This is a genomic window from Pseudomonas siliginis (assembly GCF_019145195.1).
GTDB classification, from domain to species: domain Bacteria; phylum Pseudomonadota; class Gammaproteobacteria; order Pseudomonadales; family Pseudomonadaceae; genus Aquipseudomonas; species Aquipseudomonas siliginis.
This window is the reverse complement of sequence record NZ_JAHSTW010000008.1, coordinates 106,552-125,504: the sequence shown is the minus strand read 5'-3', so window position 1 is coordinate 125,504 and position 18,953 is coordinate 106,552. Positions and strand designations below refer to the sequence as shown.

Genomic DNA, 18,953 nt, shown 5'->3' with positions numbered 1-18,953 from the left:
CCTGTGGGAGCGGGCTTGCCCGCGATGAGGCCGGAACATTCACCCACAGCCTTCAGGTAATCAACCCTGCTCCTGCTCATACCGATCCAGCGTATCACTGGCAATCTCCCGCCCCAGCGCGATCAACTCCGGCGCTTTGTAGAACTCGAAAAACCGGCATACCCGCTTCGGCACGTTGATCAGGATGTCCGGCGGATACCCGGCAATCTTGTACTGCGCCAGTGAGGTCTGCATCACCTCGAAACTCTGGTTGATCAAATCCAGCAGCGACGCCGGCCCGACGTTATCGATGATGAACGAACCGGTGGCGGATTTCGGCGCGCCTTCGCGTTCCGGGGCGGCGGCCGGTTGCTGGCTTTCCGGTTCGACGCCTTCGAGCCACGGATTGATCTCCGCCGCCTCGGCGCGCAAGGCTTCCTGTTCCAGCTTCAACAATTGCTCGGCCTGTTTACGCCGGAACGGCAACTTCGAACCCATGGATTTGATCAGACTGTCGAAGCGCGAACGGAACGCCGCCGGCCGCTCGATCACCGGCAACTTGTACTGCCGCTGATTGGTGGCGTTGAGGTTGACCGCAATGATCAGGTCGCAATGGCTCGACACCACCGGAACGATCGGCAACGGATTGAGAATGCCGCCGTCGACCAGCATGCGGTTGCCCTGCATCACCGGGGTAAACAGGCTGGGAATCGCCGCCGAGGCGCGCATGGCCTGATGCAGGCAGCCTTCCTGAAACCAGATTTCCTGCTGATTGGTCAGGTCGGCGGCGACGGCGGTGTAGGGGATGCGCAGGTCTTCGATGTTGATCTCGCCGACGATCTTGCGAATCTGCCCGAAGACCTTTTCGCCGCGAATCGCGCCGAGACGAAAACTCACATCAACCAGGCGCAGCACGTCGAGGTAATCTAGGCTTTCGATCCAGCGCCGGTACTCATCCAGTTTGCCGGCAGCATAGATCCCGCCGACCACCGCGCCCATCGAACAACCGGCAATGCAGGCGATGTCGTAGCCGCGTCTTTCAATTTCTTCGATAACGCCGATATGGGCATAGCCCCGGGCGCCACCGGAGCCCAGTACCAGTGCGACACGCTTTTTCATCAAACTTCCTCCGGACAAGCCTGCACAATGCACGCATCGGCCAAGCGGCTCAATCGCCAAGGTCGTTGCGCGAAGCGGTGACGTCGTTTTTCGTTCGCGGCGCACGCTTGCGCGCTATGCTCTGCGCCACGTGGTTTGACCGATCAGCGAGGCACTTTTTCGCCGCTTGACCGTCTTACCTGCACGACTGTTGACCTACCTTGAGGTGTGAGTGATGAAAGCCTGGATCTGTGTACCGTTGATGGCTCTGGTTCTGGCCGGTTGCGCCGGCAAAACCGCGTACCGCGACAGCTGCGGCAGCCAACTCGACGCGGCCTGGCACGAACTGGATCTGGCCAAGGCCGAAGGCTTCGCCGGCACCGTCAGCTATTCCAAAGCGCTGTCGCTGCTGACCGCCGCCAAGACCCAGCAACAATTCGAAGGCTTCGAAGGCTGCAGCAAGAAAGCCGAGAAAGCCCGCTTCTACATTCGCGAATCCCGCGCAGGACGTTAACAGCAGCTGCAAGTTTCTAGCTGCAAGCCGCAAGCTTTGAAGCAATCACATTCAGCTTGAAGCTTGTAGCTAGAAGCTTGTAGCTGTCTACGGAGTAGACCCCATGATCGATCGCTTGGTGGCTCATGTGTTGAGCCTGGATGTGCGGCTACTGGCATGTCAGGCGCGCCTGACTGCGCGCACTGATCCCGAGGCGTTGCATGATTTGCGCACCACGGTGCGGCGCTTGCGCAGTCTGTTGCGGCCGTTGCGCGGCTTGCCGGGTGTCGAGCAACTGGAGGCGGCGGCGTCTGCGGTGGGCGAGTTGACCACACCGTGGCGTGATCGCGAAGTGCTCGCGGCGTACCTGCTCGAGCATGATCAGCCCGAGGCTGCGCAGCGGCGTCTGGCGCAAATGGCCGAGGCGTATCCGGCGCTGGCGGCGAGTGCGGAATTGGCTTCGTTGCTGATGATTCTCGACGCCTTTCCACGGTTTCTGCGCGCGTCCGAGCGTCAGGGCTTGCTCAAAGATCTGGATAAACGCATTGAAAAACGCCTGGGCAAACAATGGCAGAAACTCGACGAAGCGCTGCACGATCCCGCCCATGACCGCCATCGCCTGCGCCTGCTGATCAAGCGTGTGCGCTATGGCATCGAAGCCTATCCCGAGCTCGATCGCTTGCCGAAGCCGGCCTACAAACGCCTGAAATCCGCGCAAGGCGCACTGGGCGACTGGCACGATTGCTGGCAATGGCTGGCGCGTGCCGAGCAGGAGGCTGATCTGCAACCGTGCGTGGACACCTGGCAGGCCGGGTTGATCAAGGCAGAGCTGAAGGCCGATCAAGTGCTGGAGAAGCTCAGCGCTACGTGTTTCAAATCCTGAAGCTTGCGCATCCCCTGTAGATACTCTGTTCACGGTCAAGCTTTTTGGGTGTGTTTATCGCTAAAAAGCTTGGCTGTACTGAAGTCTTCGCCTGCCCGCATGCAGGCCCATAATCCGGTCAGGTATTTGCGCATGACTGCGACAATAGCCTGCATCTTCCTCTTTCCTCGAGCCACCAAGGCTTCGTAAAACGCTTTAACGTTCGGGTCGCAACGTATGGCGGTCAGCGCAGGCATGTACATCGCTGAGCGCAAATAGGCATTGCCGCCCTTACTTATCCGGCCGGGTTTATCAATACTGGTGCCTGATTGCGTGAGTCGGACATCGAGTCCGGCATGGCGGCTGACCTGCGCTGACTTGAGCGTCACCGGTAAGGTCGTCAGTTCAGCCAGCGCCGCAAATACTGAGATCTCACCCATGCCAGGGGCGGCGATCATGTGGGCGAACTGGACGCTCAACGTTGGGCAGTTGTCGATCAATGCCCGACCAGCGAGTCGGAAACGCTCGATTCGTTTGTCAAAGGCGTTGATGGCTTCTTCTTCGTCCTCAATCAGCATCAGAAGAGTTGTTTGAGTGGCTTTTAGTGCATGCAGCTCGTTTTTGGCGCGGGTGCGATGACCCGTCAAACGATTGATGTGGCGGCCGATAGCACGCAGTTCAAGCTGTATTGAAGTGGGCGGCGTCCACAACCTTGGGCTCATGCGTTCGCCGTACTCAGCTAGTAACTGGGCATCGATTGCGTCCGTTTTGCTGTTTTTCAGCATCAGCTTTGCAAAGTTGTGAAAACTCTTCGGATTGATAACCGAGACTGGCAAACCCGCCGCAGCGAGCTCCATGGCCAAGTCCAGGTAGTAGATTCCGGTGGCTTCCATCACCACAGACATAGGCTTGAGCTCAAGTAACTTGCTGACAGCAGCTTTGCGACCCGCCGGTGTCTGGTCGATATTGCACTGACCTGCAAAGCGGCCGCCATTGCGCCAGCCCATCGCTGTAGTGCGAGATCCCACATCCAAACCGACGTGCATGTTCATGCTTTCAACTCCAAGAGAACTGAGTTAAAAATGCTTCCTGGTTCCCCTGACCTCGAACTTCATGCCACTGCAACCTTGTAATGCGAAGTCCGACTCGTCGGCTTCTCGATACTCTTCGTGGTGGGCAATGAGGCGGGGGGACCTCTCTACAGACAAGGTCAGGAGCAAGTCCTGCCTTAAGGAGCGATCGGTCTCCCCCAGAAACACATCTTCGTATGTCGCACCAGCGAGCTTAGATCTCATTCATGCTGGTGTGTGGGGAACATACAAGGAGCTGCCGAAGGCTGCGATCTTTTGATTTTGATTTGCAAACAGATCAAAAGATCGCAGCCTCGTTTCACTCGACAGCTCCTACAAGGGTTCTGCGGCGAAATCGAAAAGTGCCAAGGCCTATCTGTCAGCCCATTTGACCGGAATAGACGCTGCGCCGCCGCCCGGGGCTGGGTAAGATCCGCGCATTCCTTTCTCGTTTTCCGAGGTTGCCATGCGCTTTTGCGATCTGCTCGATGCTGTCCGCCAACAACCTGAAGTAATCATCCCCGCCGAATGGGGGCAGGGCCGCGCCAGTTTTGGCGGACTGGTGGCCGCGCTGCAATTTGAAGCCATGCGCGCCAGGGTGCCGACGGAGCGCCCGGTGCGTTCGCTGGCGATTACCTTTGTCGGCCCGGTCGAGCCGGAAGTGCCGGTGAGTTTCGAAGTCGATGTGCTGCGTGAAGGCAAAGCCGTCAGCCAGGTGTTGGGCCGCGCCATGCAGAATGGTCAGGTGGTGACGATCATTCAGGGCAGCTTCGGTGCCTCGCGGCCCTCGGAAGTCGCCGTCGAAGCCTACCCGGCGCCTATCATGAAACACTGGGACGAATGCCAAGAGCTGCCCTACATCAAAGGCGTGACCCCGGAATTCATGCGCCATCTGGCGATGCGCTGGAGCGTCGGCGGCATTCCGTTCTCCGGCACGGCCTCGCGCTTGATGGGCGGCTGGGTGCGGTTGCGTGGGGATGTCAAAGAGGAGCCGGTCAACGAGGCGCATCTGCTGGCGCTGGTGGATGCCTGGCCGCCGGCGCTGTTGCCGTATCTGAAGAAACCGGCGCCGGGTAGCACGCTGACCTGGACCATCGAATTCGTGCAGCCGTTACACGACTTGAGCACGCTGGACTGGTGCCAATACCTGGCCGATATCGAATACGCGGCCGACGGTTACGGCCATGTCGCCGCGAAGTTGTGGAGCGCGAAAGGGGAGTTGATTGCCATGAGTCGGCAGACCGTGACGATCTTCGCCTGACTCAATGCCGACGGTGGCGCTCACGCCAGGCGCGCCACCAGCCACCGCTGAGGAAGAACCGCGGAAAGGTCAGAAACTGCTCGACCAGCAAACGTGACACGGCATCTTTGCGATCACTGAACGGCTCGGAGGCTTGCGCCTCCAGGCCGTGACCGTGGCGCTGCAGACCCAGCGCCGCCATGATACCGATCACGCCGATGGCGACGCTGGCCAGGCTCAGACTGAACACTCCCGACACGATCAACAGAAACGCCACGATGAACAGCGGCACGGCAATCAGGTGCAGGACCAGATTGGTCGGATGCTGATGATTGCCCGGATAGGCGCGCCATTGCCACGCGGGAAGGTTGGGGTGACGTTTGCCCATGTTTGCTACTCCTCGATCCATGTTGAACTTCATGGTTGAAGAATAGGCCCGGGCGCGGAGGGCGGCGAATCAAGGTTGGCTATTGAAGTGATAGCCGTCATCGCAGGATTCGATGTAGGTGCCTCTGACGCCTTCGCGAGCAGGCTCGCTCCCACATTGATTCTATGGCGCATGTGGGAGCGAGCCTGCTCGCGAAAGCGGATTCACAATTTCAACTGGCCTATCGCCTTGTTCAGCTCCCCGGCCAACGTCGCCAGCTCATTACTGGTCGTCGCCGAATCCACCGTCTGCTGCACGGTATTTTCAGTCACGTCACGAATACTCACCACCGCCCGGTTCATCTCCTCGGCAACCTGACTCTGCTGTTCCGCCGCCACGGCAATCTGCGTGTTGCTTTCGCGCATCTGCGCCACCGCTCCGGTGATTTCCGCCAGCGCCGCGCCAGCCTCTTGGGCCTGCTGCACGCAGTCGTCGGCCTTGTACGAACTCTCCTGCATGAAATCCACCGCATCGCGGGTGCCGGCCTGCAATGCGGCGATCATGCCGGTGATCTCGTCGGTGGAAGCCTGCACGCGCTTGGCGAGATTGCGCACTTCATCGGCGACCACGGCAAAGCCGCGACCCATCTCCCCGGCGCGGGCCGCTTCGATCGCCGCATTCAGCGCGAGCAGATTGGTCTGTTCGGCAATGCTGTGAATCACGCTGACCACGCCGTTGATCTTCTGGCTGTCCTCGGCCAGGCGTTGAATCATTTCTGCCGTCTGCTGCACGCCGTTGGACAACCCGGCAATCGATTGCTGCACCCGCGCCACCACCTGCTGACCGCTGCCGGCGAGGCCATCGGCGGTTTTCGACAGATCGCGTGTGGCGCCGGCGTGTTGCGCGATGTGATAAACGGTGGCGGTCATTTCGTTGATCGCGGTGGCAGCCTGGTCGGTTTCGCTTTGTTGGCCGAGCATGCCGTGGCGCACGTCGTTCATGCTCGAGGCCAGCCGCGCTGCACCGTCATCCAGTTGTCGCGCGGTGCTGGCAACGGTGGTCACGACGCGTTGATAACCGGCCTGCATGGCGTTGAAGGCATTGGCCATCTGCCCGACTTCGTCCCTGCCCACCAGCGGCACGCGAGCGGAGAGGTCGCCGGTTTTTTCAACGTGCAGCATCACGTCTTTCAACGTGTTGAGCTGGCTGAGCAGAAAGCGGATCAACAGTTGCGAGGCGCCGAGCATCGCCAGCATCAGGATGAATACCGCCAGCGCATAGTTGGCGAAACGCTCGCTGAACACCTGGCTCAGGCTCGGGGCATAGGCGATGACCGCCACTTGCTCGCCGTCGGCACGGCTGAACACTTCGGCGCCGATCAACGGATTCTCGCCAAACAGCGGCATTTCATTGATGGCGTTCCAGCCGTTGCTGCCGCTGATTTCCAGTAGCGGTTGATCGTTGAGACGCGGCACTTCACCGCGCTTGAAGGTCAGCACCTGAGCGGACTTGGGCAACGGTTGCCCGGTCGGCCAGGCCTTGAGCAACTGCGCCTGCGCTTGCGCGGATGCCTGCGCGGCGTGGCTGCGGGCCTGCTGTTCGAGATGTACGGCGTACAGTACGAGCAGCAGGGTGGTGACAAAGGCGACCGCGTTGACCGCCCAGAATTTGTATTTCAGCGAGATGTTGCTAAGCCAGGCACCCATGGAGGTCTTCTCTGATAGCGGAAACAGTTTTGGCAAGGTGCCATTATTGTGCCGCTATGCAGATTCGGGAGTTTTGATATGAATCAAAAGATGCCGAGATCTATTGTGGGAGCGAGCCTGCTCGCGAAAGCGTTGCGTCCTTCAGCCCATTTGTAGCTGATCCACCGCCTTCGCGAGCAGGCTCGCTGCCACAGGGGAAGTGTGCAGTCAGGTGAGAATGGGGAGATTAAAAAACGCCCGGGCACACGCGGTGGTATGTGCGGCCAGCGCTTCCTCGGTCTCGCCGCGATGCAGCGCCACCTCGCGCAGCACTTCGCTCAGATACGCCGGCTCATTGCGGCCGTTTTTCGGCTTCGGCCGCAACGTGCGCGGCAGCAGATATGGCGCATCGCTTTCCAGCATCAGCCGCCCCGGCTTGATCTCTTTGACCAGAGGATGCAGATGCGTGCCCCGGCGTTCGTCGCAGATCCAGCCGGTAATGCCGATGTGCAGATCCAGATCGAGGTAGCTGAACAAGGCCTTTTGCTCGCCAGTGAAGCAGTGCACCACCGCCGCCGGCAGTTGATCGCGGAAGTCCTTGAGAATCTCCAGCAGGCGCTGGCTGGCATCGCGCTCATGCAGGAATACCGGCAATTGCAGTTCGACGGCCAGCGCCAGATGTTCTTCGAGAACCTTTTCCTGTTGCGCGCGCGGGGAGAAGTCGCGGTTGAAATCCAGCCCGCATTCGCCCACCGCGACGACGCTGGATTCGTTCAACAGACTGCGCAGGCGACGGGCGCTGTCAGCGTTCCAGTCGCTGGCCGAATGGGGGTGAATACCGGCGGTGGCGAACAGCCGTTGGCCGCTTTCATCCAGTTGCCGGCACAGTTCCAGCGCCTGCTCGCTACCCTCGACGCTGGTGCCGGTCAGTACCAGTTGGCAGACGCCGGCGGCATAGGCACGGTCGAGCACGGCCTGGTGTTTGTCGGCGAAACTGGGGTTGGTCAGGTTGACGCCGATATCGATGAGTTGCATGGTGCTACCTCGGGCCGAAGGCCGGAAAGCATATCAGAGCTGTAGATTTATAAGAAAATCCAAGAACTACAACGACTTATGGCTGTCTGTTGAGGCCGCGAAGGACTCCGGGGTGGCGACGATGCCATCACTGTGCCAGTCTCTCGCACTTTATCAGCGCGCAAAGCGCTCTGTTTTCGTCGGTGATGTCGTCTTTTTTGCGACGAATCGCCCCGTATTCTTTTCGGAGAGTGGATGCATCGTCCCTCGGTTCTGCTGCTGTTGTGTGCTGCGTTGCTGCTGCCGATGACGGCGGTCGCACGCCTGCCCGGGCCGCTGCAAGCCGTGCCGGCGAGCAAGGTGCGCGACCTCTCGGAAATCCGCAGCAGCCGCGTGTTGCGGGTGCTGGTCAATCAGAGCCGCAACAGCTCCGGCGAAGTCCAGGGCCAGGCCATCGGTGTCGAGTACCACCGACTGCGCGCGTTCGAGCAATACCTCAATGGCCATGCTCGCGACGGCCAGGAAGTCACCCTCAAGATCATTCCAAAAGCCAAGGATCAATTGCTCGGCGCCTTGCAGCGCGGCGAAGGCGATATGGTCGCGCCCGGTGAATTGCTCGATCTGCCTTCTGGCTACGCGGTCGCCAGCAGTGAGCCAATTGCCAGCAACGTGCCGCTGGTGCTGGTCGGGATCAAGGGCCAGCGCCGTTACACCAAGGTCGAGCAACTGTCCGGCAAGACCCTGGCCTTGCCCACCGGCAGTGCGGCGGGGGAGGTGGTCAGTCAGCTCAACCAGAAGCTCGCACTGCACAAACTCGCGCCGATCAACATCGAGTGGGTCGATCCGACGCTGGCGGTCGAAGACGTGCTGGAGATGGTCCAGGGCGGGATTTTCCACCTGACCATTGTCGAGCAACCGATTGCCGAGCGTTGGGGCAAGATCCTGCCGAAACTGCGTCTCGATCGGCAACTGAGCCTCGGCGAGCCGGGCGAAGAACATTGGTTCGTGCGTCGCGATGCGTCGATGTTGCGCGCGAGCATTGATCGCTTCCTCACCGGTTACAAGAGACCGTCGGACGAAGACGCCGCTTTTCTGCGCATCTATCGACGCCTGTATCAGGTGCACAATCCGCTGGCCAAGGCCGATCGCCAGCGTCTGGAAAAACTCCGTCCGACCCTGCAAAAGCACGCCGATGCGCAGAACATGGACTGGCTTAACCTGGCGGCGCTGGCGTTCAAGGAATCGCGTCTGCAGCCCAACGCTCGCAGCGGCAGCGGCCCGACCGGGCTGATGCAGATCACCCCATCCGCCGCGCAGCGGGTCGGCGTGAGCAATATCCAGAATCTCGATGCGAATGTGCAGGCCGGCGCCAAGTACCTGGCGATGATCCGCCGCAAGTTCTTCAGCAGCCCGAAACTCAACGAGCGTGAGCGCATGGCGTTCACCCTCGCCGCGTACAACATCGGCCCCGAGCGCGTGCAGGGCATGCGCGCCGAAGCCCGCCGCCGTGGCCTCAATCCCAACCAGTGGTTCTTCCAGGTCGAACGCATTGCCATGGAGCAGGTGGGGATGGGCGCCGTCAGCTATGTTAATAGCGTGAACAAGTATTACCTGGCATTCGACCGGGAGCGAGAGTCGCTCGAGCCCCGGCAGCAGAAAGTGGTCACACGGAAATAATCTAACAATTCGATTGTTATGGCGAAATTTTTGCGCTTTAAACATGAAATAAACTGATTAATATAGCGACCAACCCAAACACAAACACTTCTGCACAACAAGGAATGCACCATGAGCTCTCTGATCAACAAGGTTCTGTTCACCCGCGCCGGTTACGGCCTGACTGTCCTGCGCATTGCTGTCGGCGTGATCTTCGCCGCCCACGGTTCGCAGAAACTCTTTGGTCTGTTCGGTGGTTACGGCCTGGCCGGCACGGCGCAATGGATGGAAAGCATCGGCTTGACTCCGGGCTATCTGATGGCCTCGCTGGCAGGTGGTACCGAGTTCTTCGCCGGTCTGGCGCTGATCATCGGCCTGTTGGTACGCCCGGCGGCCCTTGGTCTGGCGTTCCTCTCGCTGGTGGCGATCTTCTCGGTGCACATCGGCAACGGTCTGTTCATGGCCAACAACGGTTATGAGTTCGCTCTGGCTCTGCTGGCCGGCAGCATCGCGGTACTTATCGAAGGTGCCGGCAAGCTCTCGGCGGATCGCGCCATAGCCGGTTGAAGGCTCTGGCTCAAGGCAAAGGCCCGCATTGCGCGGGCCTTTTTTGTTGCTGGCGATTCTTGACACTGATCGGTCACGTTCTCTAGGATGTTGCCCATGCGCCGATTTAAACAGCTACTTGCGGGGCGCCAGGTGACTTCTACAGTTACCGTCAGAAGCCGGAACAGGGCTTCGAAATACCGCTAAAGCGCTGGTTCGGTGTTGCCTCTCACCTGCCATGCAGACTTTTGAGGCAGAGACACGACACGATGAACGCATTACGCCCTCCTGCACGTCCCGCGCCGATCACGGCACATGTCACCCAGCGCAACCCGAAAATCCTTCTTGGCGGCAAACACCAGCCGACGCTGTTGCGTTATCTCGATGGCTGGCCACGTCGCAGCGGCGGTCCTGCCGCGTTCCTGATCCAGTTTGTCGATGATGGCGAGTCGCTGGCGCGTTTCGCTACGGACAGCTTTGATCTGGCGGTGATTCAGGCGCCGAGCGCAGAAGATGCGCCGGAGATGATCAAGCAACTGACCCGCGTTGCACGGCAGGGCCTGATCACTCGGCGCTGATGGTGCTTACGGATATTCAATCGCAACGATGTAAACGAACTGCTCGCCGGTCGGCGTCTGCACCCGCACTTCCGCGTCCAGTGCCTTGCCGATCAGCGCGCGGGCCAGCGGCGAGTCGATGCTGATCAAGCCGAGTTTGAGGTCCAGTTCATCGGGGCCGACGATGCGGTAGCGCGACTGCTTGCCGTCCTCGTCTTCGATGGTTACCCAGGCGCCGAAATAGACTTTGTTCGGGTCGCTGGGTTTTTCGCTGACCACCTTGAGCGCTTCCAGACGTTTGGTGAGAAAACGCACGCGACTGTCGATTTCGCGCAGCATCTTTTTGCCGTAGGTGTATTCGGCGTTTTCCGAACGATCACCCTGCGCCGCCGCTTCACTCACCGCTTGGGTGACCTGCGGGCGACGCACATGCCACAACTCATGGAATTCGGCGCGCATTCGCGCTTCACCCTCGGGGGTGATCAGCGCGGTGCCGGCGGTGCGGGGAGGGCGATAACGGCTCATGGCGACTTCTTGTGATTAAGACCGCTTGAGTCTATCAACCCTCGCGCAACACTGTCAGTGGGCTCGCATTCAGAGCGCGACGCGTGCCGAACACACCGGCACCACCAATCAGTGCGGCGCCAATCAACGGCAGCACCAGCAGCCATGGATGCGGATGCCATGGCAGATCAAAAGCGAAGCGGTACAGCACCAGACTGACCACCTCCGAACCGATCGCCGCGAGCAGACCGCTGACCGCACCCAACAGACCGAACTCGATACGCCGCGCCTTGATCAGCAACTGCCGCTCGGCGCCCAGCGCGCGTAACAGCGCACCCTGGCGGATACGTTCATCCAGCGTCGCTTGCAGGCCGGAGAACAGCACCGCCATCCCCGCAGCCAGAACAAACAACAATACATATTCCACCGCCAGGGTTACCTGGGCGAGGATGCTGCGCAGCTGTTCGAGCAAGGCCTCGACCTGCAGGATGGTCACCGCCGGAAAGGTCCGCGACAACTCGACAATCTGCTGATCATGCCCCGGAGCCAGATAGAAACTGGTCAGGTAGGTCGCCGGCAGATCCTTCAAGGTGCCGGGCTGGAAGATCATGAAGAAGTTCGGCTGGAAGTTGTCCCAGTTGATCTCGCGCAGGCTGGTGACCTTCGCTTCCCGATTGACCCCGCCGACACTGAACACCATGTGATCGCCGAGTTTGAGTTTCAGGCTTTCGGCAACCTTGCCTTCCACCGAGACCCCCGGCACGTCGTCGGACGGCTGACCGCTCCACCACGAGCCGGCGGTGAGCTTGTTGCCGGCCGGCAGATCCGCCGCCCAGGTCAGGCTCAGGTCACGCTGAATGGCGCGGTCACCGGCGGAGTCCTTGCTGACGATTTGCTGCACCGCTTCGCCATTGATGCTGATCAGTCGTCCTGGCACCACCGGATACAACGGCGCCGCTTGCGCGGACACCTTGATCAGGTGATCGGCGAAAGCCTGTTTGTCCGCCGGGAGGATATTCAGCGCGAAATAGTTCGGTGCGTTTTTCGGTAGCTGGTTTTGCCAGGTGTCGAGCAGTTCGCCGCGCAGCAGTGCGATCAGCGCCATCGACAACAGGATCAGACCGAACGCCAGCGACTGCCCGGCTGCCGCCAATGGATGCCGCAACAACTGGCCAAGGCCCAGACGCCATGGCAACGAGGCGCGGGCGAGCATGCGGCGCAGGCTTTGCAGCAGCAACAACAGCAGGCCGCCCAGCACCAGCGCGGCGACCACGCCACCGCCGAGCAGGGCGAAGGTCAGCAGCAGGTCGAGGCTCAGACGCCACATGATCAGGCCCAGCGCACCCAGCGCCGCGCCGTAGACCATCCATGTGCTCGAGGGGATCGGCAGCATGTCGCGGCGCAACACCCGCAACGGTGGCACGCGACCCAGTGCAGCCAAAGGCGGCAAGGCGAAACCCGCCAGCGCCACCAGCCCGGTGCCAATCCCGGCCATCGCCGGAAACAGCCCACCCGGTGGCACGTCACTTGGCAGCAAATCATGCAGCAACGCGAACAGCCCCAGTTGCGCCAGCCAGCCGAGCAGGGCGCCACTGACGGCGGCAATCAGGCCGAGCACGGTCAGTTGCAGGCTGAACAGCACCATGGTTTCCCGGCGCGACAAGCCGAGGCAGCGCAGCAAGGCACTGGCGTCGAAACGCCGACTGGCGAAACGATTGGCCGACAGCGCCACGGCCACGCCAGCCAACAACACCGCGACCAGACTGGCCATGTTCAGATAGCGCTCGGCCTTGCCCAGCGCACCGCCAATCTGCCGGTTACCGTCACGGGCATCCTGGATTCGCTGGTTTGCAGCGAGGCCCGGTTTGATCAGCTCGCGATAAGTTTCCAGCGCCTGCGGTTCGCCGCGCCACAGTTCGCGATAACTCACCCGGCTGCCCGGTTGCACCACGCCGGTGGCGGCGAGGTCCTCAAGATTGATCAACACCCGTGGCGTCAGGCTGTAGAAGTTGCCGGCGCGATCCGGCTCGTAGGTCAGCACGCGGGTCAGCTTGAGCGTCTTCATGCCGACGTCGATGCTGTCGCCGATCTTCAGATCCAGCGCGGTCAACAGACGCGCCTCGACCCAGGCTTCACCGGGTTGCGGTTCGCCGCCGACTTCTTCCTGGGCAAAGGGTGCGGGCGCGCTCTTCAGCTCGCCACGCAATGGATAGGCACGGTCGACAGCTTTGATGCTCGACAGCTGAATGCCGTTGTCGGTGGCAATGACGCTGGAGAACTCCACCACTTGCGCATGATTGAGGCGCAGTTCGGTGCCGCTGCGGATTTGCTCCTCGCGGGCCGGCGAGCTGCCTTCAAGGACCAGATCGGCACCGAGAAACTCGGTAGCGCGCAGCATCATCGCGCCATTGAGGCGGGCGCCGAAGTAGCCAATCGCGGTGCTTGCCGCGACGGCCACCACCAGCGCAAAGAACAACACGCGCAGCTCACCGGCGCGGGCATCGCGCATGAGCTGGCGCAGGGCAAGGCTGAACAGACGCAACAGCGGCAGACGTGCCATCAAGGCTCCAGAGGGGCGACCAGCAGCCCGGCTTCAAGACGGATCAGGCGCCGGCAGCGATGGGCCAGGCGTTCGTCGTGGGTCACCAGCACCAGGGTGGTGCCGCGTTCCTTGTTCAATTCGAACAGCAAGTCGCTGATGCGCTCGCCGGTGTGGCTGTCGAGGTTGCCGGTCGGCTCGTCGGCGAACAGCACGTCCGGTTCGGCGGCGAAGGCGCGGGCGATGGCCACGCGCTGCTGTTCACCGCCGGAGAGCTGGCGCGGCGAGTGGGTCAGGCGCTGGCCGAGGCCGACGCGCTGGAGCAATTGCGTGGCGCGCTCGCGGGCATCTTTGCGGCCGTCGAGTTCGAGCGGCAGCATGACGTTTTCCAGTGCATTGAGACTGTCGAGCAACTGAAATGACTGGAAGACAAACCCGACGTGCTCGGCGCGGATTCGCGCGCGCTGGTCTTCGTCGAGATTGCTCAGGCCCTGGCCGGCGAGGGTGACTTCGCCGCTGCTGGGCAGGTCGAGGCCGGCGAGCAGGCCGAGCAGGGTGGATTTGCCGGAACCGGACGCGCCGACGATGGCCAGGCTATCGCCCTTGTTCAGTTCCAGGCTGAGTTCGTGCAGGATAGTCAGTTCACCTTCCGCGCTAGGGACCACTTTGCTGAGGTTCTTCGCGGTGAGAATGCTTGCGCCCATGGAGAATCCGATGCGTGTATGGTTTTTGAGTGCTGGCCTGGCCTTGATGTGCATGGCCCAGAACGCAGCGGCGGGTACTGTCCTGATCGTTGGCGATAGTATCAGCGCCGGTTTCGGCCTGGATACCCGTCTGGGGTGGGTGTCGCTGCTCGAGCAGCGCCTCAAACAAGAGGGTTTCGACGATAAAGTGGTCAACGCCTCGATCAGTGGCGACACCAGTGCCGGAGGCCAGGCGCGGCTGCCGGCGCTGCTTGCAGAGCATAAGCCGGAGTTGGTGATCCTCGAGCTGGGTGGCAATGACGGCCTGCGCGGGATGCCGCCAACGCAATTGCAACAAAATCTTGCCTCGATGATCGACAGCTCGCGGCAGAGCGGCGCGAAAGTGCTGCTGCTCGGCATGCAGTTGCCACCCAATTATGGCAAGCGCTACACCGATTCGTTCGCCGAGGTTTACGGCAAGCTCGCCGTAGAGAAAAACATCCCGTTGGTGCCGTTTTTTCTCGAAGGTGTCGGTGGTCATCCGGACCTGATGCAAGCCGACGGTCTGCACCCGGCTGCCGGGGCTCAGGGCAAGTTGCTGGAAAATGTCTGGCCGACGCTAAAACCGCTGTTATGAGGCTTTTCTACAGGCAGGCTTTCGGCTAATGTGGCGCCCCCTAATTTGGAGCCCCCGATGCCGCGTCCTGCCTGGTCCCTGTTTGCCTACCAACTGATCGAGCCTGACGAGCAGCTGGATCTGTTCGCCTGCCAGGAAGTGCGGGTGCATCTGGTGACGCGTCAGCTGGAACTCGGTGGCTCGGCTGATCGCACGCTGTGCGGCACTCTGCTGCCGGCGCAACCGCGCTGGTCGAATGTTGATCGCCGGGTGTTCCAGGATCAGCGCCTGTGCTCGCTGTGCCGGGCGATTCTCGAATCGCAGAAGCGCGGTACGTCGCCGATCTGGCCTGAGCTGCGTTTCGAACTCTGAGCGCTCAAGATCAAAGTGTGGCAGCGAGCCTGCTCGCGAAGGGGTTTATCAATCGACATTTATGGTCGCTGACACACTGCTTTCGCGAGCAGGCTCGCTCCCACCTTGAAAGCACCCCGTCGCCAATAGCGGTGCTACCTCCCCGAATTCCCAAGCCGCGGTGTACAATCGCGCTCTTATACCCTTGATGATCATGCGAAGGATTTTCCGGATGTTGCCGCGCTTTCCTGCCGTCACCCGCTGCCTGTCACTTGCCGCCCTGTGTGTGGCCGGCCCCGTTGCTGCATTGGAGCTTCCCTTGCCACCACCCGGCGAAGACATCGTCGGCCAGGTGCAGGTGATCAAAGCCAAGTACGAAGACACCTTCGCCGATCTGGGTACCACCTACGATCTGGGTTATTCGGAAATGGTTGCGGCCAACCCGGGCATCGATGCCTGGCTGCCGGGGGCCGGTACCGAGATCGTCCTGCCGACGCGCTTCATCCTGCCACCGGGCCCGCGGGAAGGCATCGTCATCAACCTCGCCGAATACCGCCTCTATTACTATCCGAAAGGCCGTGACGTGGTGTACACCTTCCCGCTGGGTATCGGCCGTGAAGGCTGGGGCTCGCCGATCGCGCACACCTCGATCATCGCCAAGACACCGAACCCGACGTGGACGCCTCCGGCCTCGATCAAGGCCGAACACGCTGCTGACGGTGATCCGCTGCCGAATGTGGTGCCGGCCGGTCCTGATAACCCGCTGGGCCCGTTCAAGTTCACCCTCGGCACGCCGGGCTACCTCATCCACGGTTCGAACAAGAAGTTCGGCATCGGCATGCGCACCAGCCATGGTTGCTTCCGCATGTTCAACAACAACGTGCTGGAAATGGCCGGCATGGTCCCGGTCGGCACCTCGGTGCGCATCATCAACGACCCGTACAAGTTCGGTCGCAGTGGCGGCAAGGTCTATCTGGAAGCGCACACGCCGCTCGACGACAAGGGCAACCCGTCGGTGGTCGACAAGCACACCGCGGTGATCAACGCGATGCTCAAGCGTGAAGACATCACCAGCAACCTGCGCATGAACTGGGATGTGGTGCGTGATGTGGTTGCGGCCGAAGACGGCCTGCCGGTAGAGATCGCCGTGCCGAATACCTCTGCGCCAATGGTGAGCAGTGCACCGATCGATCTGCAGCAATAAGAGCTGATCGAAACCCGCCGATGCGAGCAGCGTCGGCGGGTTTTTTATTGCCCGGGGAAAAGCACCGGGCACAAAAAAGCCGACCCGGAAAACCGGATCGGCTCGATAACAATCCCGAGGGATTATTACTTGCGGCTAGCTTTTTCCAGCATGCGCAGAGCACGCTCGTTAGCTTCGTCAGCAGTCTGTTGTGCTTTTTGAGCAGCAGCCAGAGCTTCATCAGCTTTACGGTAAGCTTCGTCTGCACGAGCCTGGGAGCGAGCAGCTGCGTCTTCAGTAGCGGTCAGACGTGCTTCGGTTTCTTTCGATGCGCTGCTGCAACCGGTAGCCAGAACTGCGGCCAGAGCCAGAGCAGAGAATTTCAGAACGTTGTTCATCGTGTTCCCCTTCAAGGACTTTCAAATTAAGTGGCTGTCTCCTCACGATTGAGGAAATAGCCGGCGTACATACTACCCATTACTTGTAGTAAGTAAACTGACGTAGCGCAAGAAGCAAAAAAAATTGTAGGCGTTGATTCTTTTTCGAGCAACTTTTAACTGCGCTGTATAAAAAATATCCAGCTGCAAGCCCCGGCGTGAGCGACTCAAACGGGAAAAGTTCCCGCGCTCGCGCGCTGTTTTTGCGACTTCGGCTAAAGTCTTTCTAAATGAATTCGTCCACACTTTTGTTCAGGTTCTGCGAAGCGCTTCGCGTATCTTTGTTGATGTACAGGTGACTTTAAAAAAGGTCGCACGTCTTAAGTCTCAACATTCCGGCAATGTTCAGGCAAACGGCACGCAAAGATTGTCTTGCTGCCGAACCTGCGACCATCGATGCCAATGCACGCAAACCATCCGATGACGAGCGTACCTTGAGCATTTTCGCCAATGGTGCCTACTATTCAGCAGGTGTCAGATTGCGCGAGATCGGTGTGGCTCTTCTCAGTGTCCATCAGGCACGGGGTGGCGTAGATGTTCCTTCGCCGGAAAAACATCGGTAAGGTAGGGGTCACAATTCAAGACCCGCGAGGAGTAGTGATGAGCGAGGCGTTGTCCATCCACCATGACCAGGCTGGTCATCAATTCGAGACCACTGTGGACGGTCATCGTGCTTACCTGACCTACATGGATCTGGGCAAGCAGACCCTGGATATCTACCGCACCTTCGTGCCCAATGCCCTGCGCGGCCGTGGCATTGCCGCAGCGCTGACCGAACGCGCGCTGCAATACGCCGAAGAAATGGGCTACACGGTGATCCCGTCATGCTCCTACGTCGAGCGCTACATGGAACGCCATCAGCGCCGCGCCGCGAAGATCTGAATCGCACACACAAAAACGCCGGACAATGTCCGGCGTTTTTTTATGCCCGTAAAACGCAGCTTACGTGCGCTGACGCTTCGGCAATACGTCCTTGAGCTTGGCGTGCATGCTGCGCAAGGTGTTTTCGGTAGCAGACCAATCGATGCAGGCATCGGTGATCGACACGCCGTATTGCAGGTCGGCGAGGTCTTTCGGGATTGCCTGGCAGCCCCAGTTCAAATGGCTCTCAACCATCAGACCGATGATCGACTGGTTGCCTTCGAGGATCTGGTTGGCGACGTTTTCCATCACCAGCGGTTGCAGGGCCGGGTCCTTGTTGGAGTTGGCGTGGCTGCAATCGACCATGATGTTCGGCTTGATCTTCGCCTTGTTCAGCGCCTGCTCGCACAGGGCCACGCTGACCGAATCATAGTTCGGCTTGCCATTACCGCCGCGCAGCACCACGTGACCGTAGGCGTTGCCTTTGGTGGTGACGATCGACACGCCACCTTCCTGGTTGATGCCGAGGAAACGGTGCGGGCTGGACACCGACTGCAAGGCGTTGATCGCCACGGTCAGGCCGCCGTCGGTGCCGTTCTTGAAGCCGACGGCCGAGGACAGGCCGGAAGCCATTTCGCGGTGAGTCTGCGATTCGGTGGTACGCGCGCCGATGGCCGACCAGCTGATCAGATCCTGCAGATACTGCGGGGAGATCGGGTCGAGGGCTTCGGTCGCGGTCGGCAGGCCTTTCTCGGCCAGGTCGAGCAGCAACTGACGACCGATGTGCAGACCGTCCTGGATCTTGAACGAGTCGTCCAGATACGGATCGTTGATCAGACCTTTCCAGCCGACGGTGGTGCGCGGCTTCTCGAAATACACGCGCATGACAAGATACAGGGTGTCGGAGACTTCCTCGGCGAGCACCTTGAGGCGATCGGCGTATTCGTGGGCAGCCTTGATGTCGTGAATCGAGCACGGGCCGATCACGACGAACAGACGGTGGTCGGTGCCATCGAGAATGTTGCGAATGACTTCGCGGCCCTTGGTGACGGTGCGCAGGGCGGCGTCGCTCAGGGGGATATCACGCTTGAGCTGATCGGGAGTGATCAGGGTCTCGTTAGAGGCGACGTTTAGGTCGTTGATCGGTAAATCAGCCATCGTTTACTCGTCAGGTCACGGGTGCCGGCCGCCAGCGATCCCCGCGCGGCGGAG

At 60.5% G+C, this 18,953-nt stretch carries 20 protein-coding genes; 10 read left to right on the top strand and 10 right to left on the bottom strand.

Annotation, left to right across the window (positions count from 1 at the left end):
* Positions 1-60 precede the first annotated feature (60 nt).
* Positions 61-1,098 carry a patatin-like phospholipase family protein gene (locus KVG87_RS16985; RefSeq protein ID WP_041478381.1) on the bottom strand — a complete coding sequence of 346 codons (1,038 nt, stop codon included), beginning with the start codon at positions 1,096-1,098 and terminating at the stop codon, positions 61-63.
* A 214-nt stretch (positions 1,099-1,312) separates the two neighbouring features.
* Between KVG87_RS16985 and KVG87_RS16980 the strand changes: the two genes are divergently transcribed.
* Positions 1,313-1,591 (top strand): hypothetical protein, encoded by a 279-nt coding sequence (locus KVG87_RS16980; RefSeq protein ID WP_016770894.1) that lies wholly within the window; start codon positions 1,313-1,315, stop codon positions 1,589-1,591.
* 103 nt (positions 1,592-1,694) lie between these two features.
* Positions 1,695-2,453, top strand: coding sequence for a CHAD domain-containing protein (locus KVG87_RS16975; protein ID WP_217851703.1), 759 nt, complete (start codon positions 1,695-1,697; stop codon positions 2,451-2,453).
* 35 nt (positions 2,454-2,488) lie between these two features.
* Here the strand turns inward: KVG87_RS16975 and KVG87_RS16970 are convergent, their stop codons facing one another.
* Positions 2,489-3,484 (bottom strand): IS110 family RNA-guided transposase, encoded by a 996-nt coding sequence (locus tag KVG87_RS16970; protein WP_217851701.1) that lies wholly within the window; start codon positions 3,482-3,484, stop codon positions 2,489-2,491.
* Positions 3,485-3,968: 484 nt separating this feature from the next.
* On the opposite strand from KVG87_RS16970, the gene KVG87_RS16965 reads away from it, so the two are divergent.
* Positions 3,969-4,763 carry an acyl-CoA thioesterase gene (locus tag KVG87_RS16965; protein ID WP_056788449.1) on the top strand — a complete coding sequence of 265 codons (795 nt, stop codon included), beginning with the start codon at positions 3,969-3,971 and terminating at the stop codon, positions 4,761-4,763.
* A gap of 1 nt (position 4,764) precedes the next feature.
* Here KVG87_RS16965 and KVG87_RS16960 read toward each other — a convergent pair whose 3' ends face one another.
* The 3 genes from KVG87_RS16960 to KVG87_RS16950 all read right to left on the bottom strand — a co-directional run bounded on the left by KVG87_RS16960 (position 4,765) and on the right by KVG87_RS16950 (position 7,829).
* Complete coding sequence (locus KVG87_RS16960; protein WP_217851699.1) at positions 4,765-5,130, bottom strand: DUF962 domain-containing protein; 366 nt, start codon at positions 5,128-5,130, stop codon at positions 4,765-4,767.
* A gap of 203 nt (positions 5,131-5,333) precedes the next feature.
* Positions 5,334-6,815 (bottom strand): methyl-accepting chemotaxis protein, encoded by a 1,482-nt coding sequence (locus KVG87_RS16955; protein ID WP_217851697.1) that lies wholly within the window; start codon positions 6,813-6,815, stop codon positions 5,334-5,336.
* A 207-nt stretch (positions 6,816-7,022) separates the two neighbouring features.
* Positions 7,023-7,829 carry a TatD family hydrolase gene (locus KVG87_RS16950; protein WP_217851695.1) on the bottom strand — a complete coding sequence of 269 codons (807 nt, stop codon included), beginning with the start codon at positions 7,827-7,829 and terminating at the stop codon, positions 7,023-7,025.
* Between the two features lie 234 nt (positions 7,830-8,063).
* On the opposite strand from KVG87_RS16950, the gene KVG87_RS16945 reads away from it, so the two are divergent.
* From KVG87_RS16945 to KVG87_RS16935, 3 genes are all read left to right on the top strand, one after another.
* Positions 8,064-9,485 carry an MltF family protein gene (locus tag KVG87_RS16945; protein ID WP_122507529.1) on the top strand — a complete coding sequence of 474 codons (1,422 nt, stop codon included), beginning with the start codon at positions 8,064-8,066 and terminating at the stop codon, positions 9,483-9,485.
* 111 nt (positions 9,486-9,596) lie between these two features.
* Complete coding sequence (locus KVG87_RS16940) at positions 9,597-10,031, top strand: DoxX family protein (protein WP_039759946.1); 435 nt, start codon at positions 9,597-9,599, stop codon at positions 10,029-10,031.
* Positions 10,032-10,279: 248 nt separating this feature from the next.
* Positions 10,280-10,588, top strand: coding sequence for a hypothetical protein (locus KVG87_RS16935; RefSeq protein WP_041478394.1), 309 nt, complete (start codon positions 10,280-10,282; stop codon positions 10,586-10,588).
* Positions 10,589-10,594: 6 nt separating this feature from the next.
* On the opposite strand, the gene greB is transcribed toward KVG87_RS16935, so the two are convergent.
* The 3 genes from greB to KVG87_RS16920 are packed head-to-tail and all read right to left on the bottom strand — an operon-like array spanning position 10,595 to position 14,314.
* Complete coding sequence (gene greB, locus KVG87_RS16930) at positions 10,595-11,092, bottom strand: transcription elongation factor GreB (RefSeq protein ID WP_016770885.1); 498 nt, start codon at positions 11,090-11,092, stop codon at positions 10,595-10,597.
* A gap of 34 nt (positions 11,093-11,126) precedes the next feature.
* Positions 11,127-13,631, bottom strand: coding sequence for an ABC transporter permease (locus KVG87_RS16925; RefSeq protein WP_217851693.1), 2,505 nt, complete (start codon positions 13,629-13,631; stop codon positions 11,127-11,129).
* On the bottom strand, positions 13,631-14,314 hold the full coding sequence (locus KVG87_RS16920) for an ABC transporter ATP-binding protein (RefSeq protein WP_016770883.1): 684 nt from the start codon (positions 14,312-14,314) through the stop codon (positions 13,631-13,633). The genes KVG87_RS16925 and KVG87_RS16920 overlap by 1 nt, the downstream gene beginning before the upstream one ends.
* A 10-nt stretch (positions 14,315-14,324) precedes the next feature.
* Between KVG87_RS16920 and KVG87_RS16915 the strand changes: the two genes are divergently transcribed.
* The 3 genes from KVG87_RS16915 to KVG87_RS16905 all read left to right on the top strand — a co-directional run bounded on the left by KVG87_RS16915 (position 14,325) and on the right by KVG87_RS16905 (position 16,464).
* Positions 14,325-14,930, top strand: coding sequence for an arylesterase (locus KVG87_RS16915; RefSeq protein WP_056788467.1), 606 nt, complete (start codon positions 14,325-14,327; stop codon positions 14,928-14,930).
* A 57-nt stretch (positions 14,931-14,987) separates the two neighbouring features.
* Positions 14,988-15,281 (top strand): hypothetical protein, encoded by a 294-nt coding sequence (locus KVG87_RS16910; protein WP_016770881.1) that lies wholly within the window; start codon positions 14,988-14,990, stop codon positions 15,279-15,281.
* Between the two features lie 211 nt (positions 15,282-15,492).
* Positions 15,493-16,464: a L,D-transpeptidase family protein gene (locus KVG87_RS16905; RefSeq protein ID WP_024013783.1), complete on the top strand. Its 972-nt coding sequence runs from the start codon at positions 15,493-15,495 to the stop codon at positions 16,462-16,464.
* Positions 16,465-16,589: 125 nt separating this feature from the next.
* Here the strand turns inward: KVG87_RS16905 and oprI are convergent, their stop codons facing one another.
* Complete coding sequence (gene oprI, locus KVG87_RS16900) at positions 16,590-16,841, bottom strand: outer membrane lipoprotei OprI (protein ID WP_003183784.1); 252 nt, start codon at positions 16,839-16,841, stop codon at positions 16,590-16,592.
* Between the two features lie 639 nt (positions 16,842-17,480).
* On the opposite strand from oprI, the gene KVG87_RS16895 reads away from it, so the two are divergent.
* Positions 17,481-17,762, top strand: coding sequence for a GNAT family N-acetyltransferase (locus KVG87_RS16895; RefSeq protein WP_016770879.1), 282 nt, complete (start codon positions 17,481-17,483; stop codon positions 17,760-17,762).
* Positions 17,763-17,822: 60 nt separating this feature from the next.
* Here KVG87_RS16895 and KVG87_RS16890 read toward each other — a convergent pair whose 3' ends face one another.
* Positions 17,823-18,899, bottom strand: coding sequence for a 3-deoxy-7-phosphoheptulonate synthase (locus tag KVG87_RS16890; RefSeq protein WP_016770878.1), 1,077 nt, complete (start codon positions 18,897-18,899; stop codon positions 17,823-17,825).
* Positions 18,900-18,953: the final 54 nt, after the last annotated feature.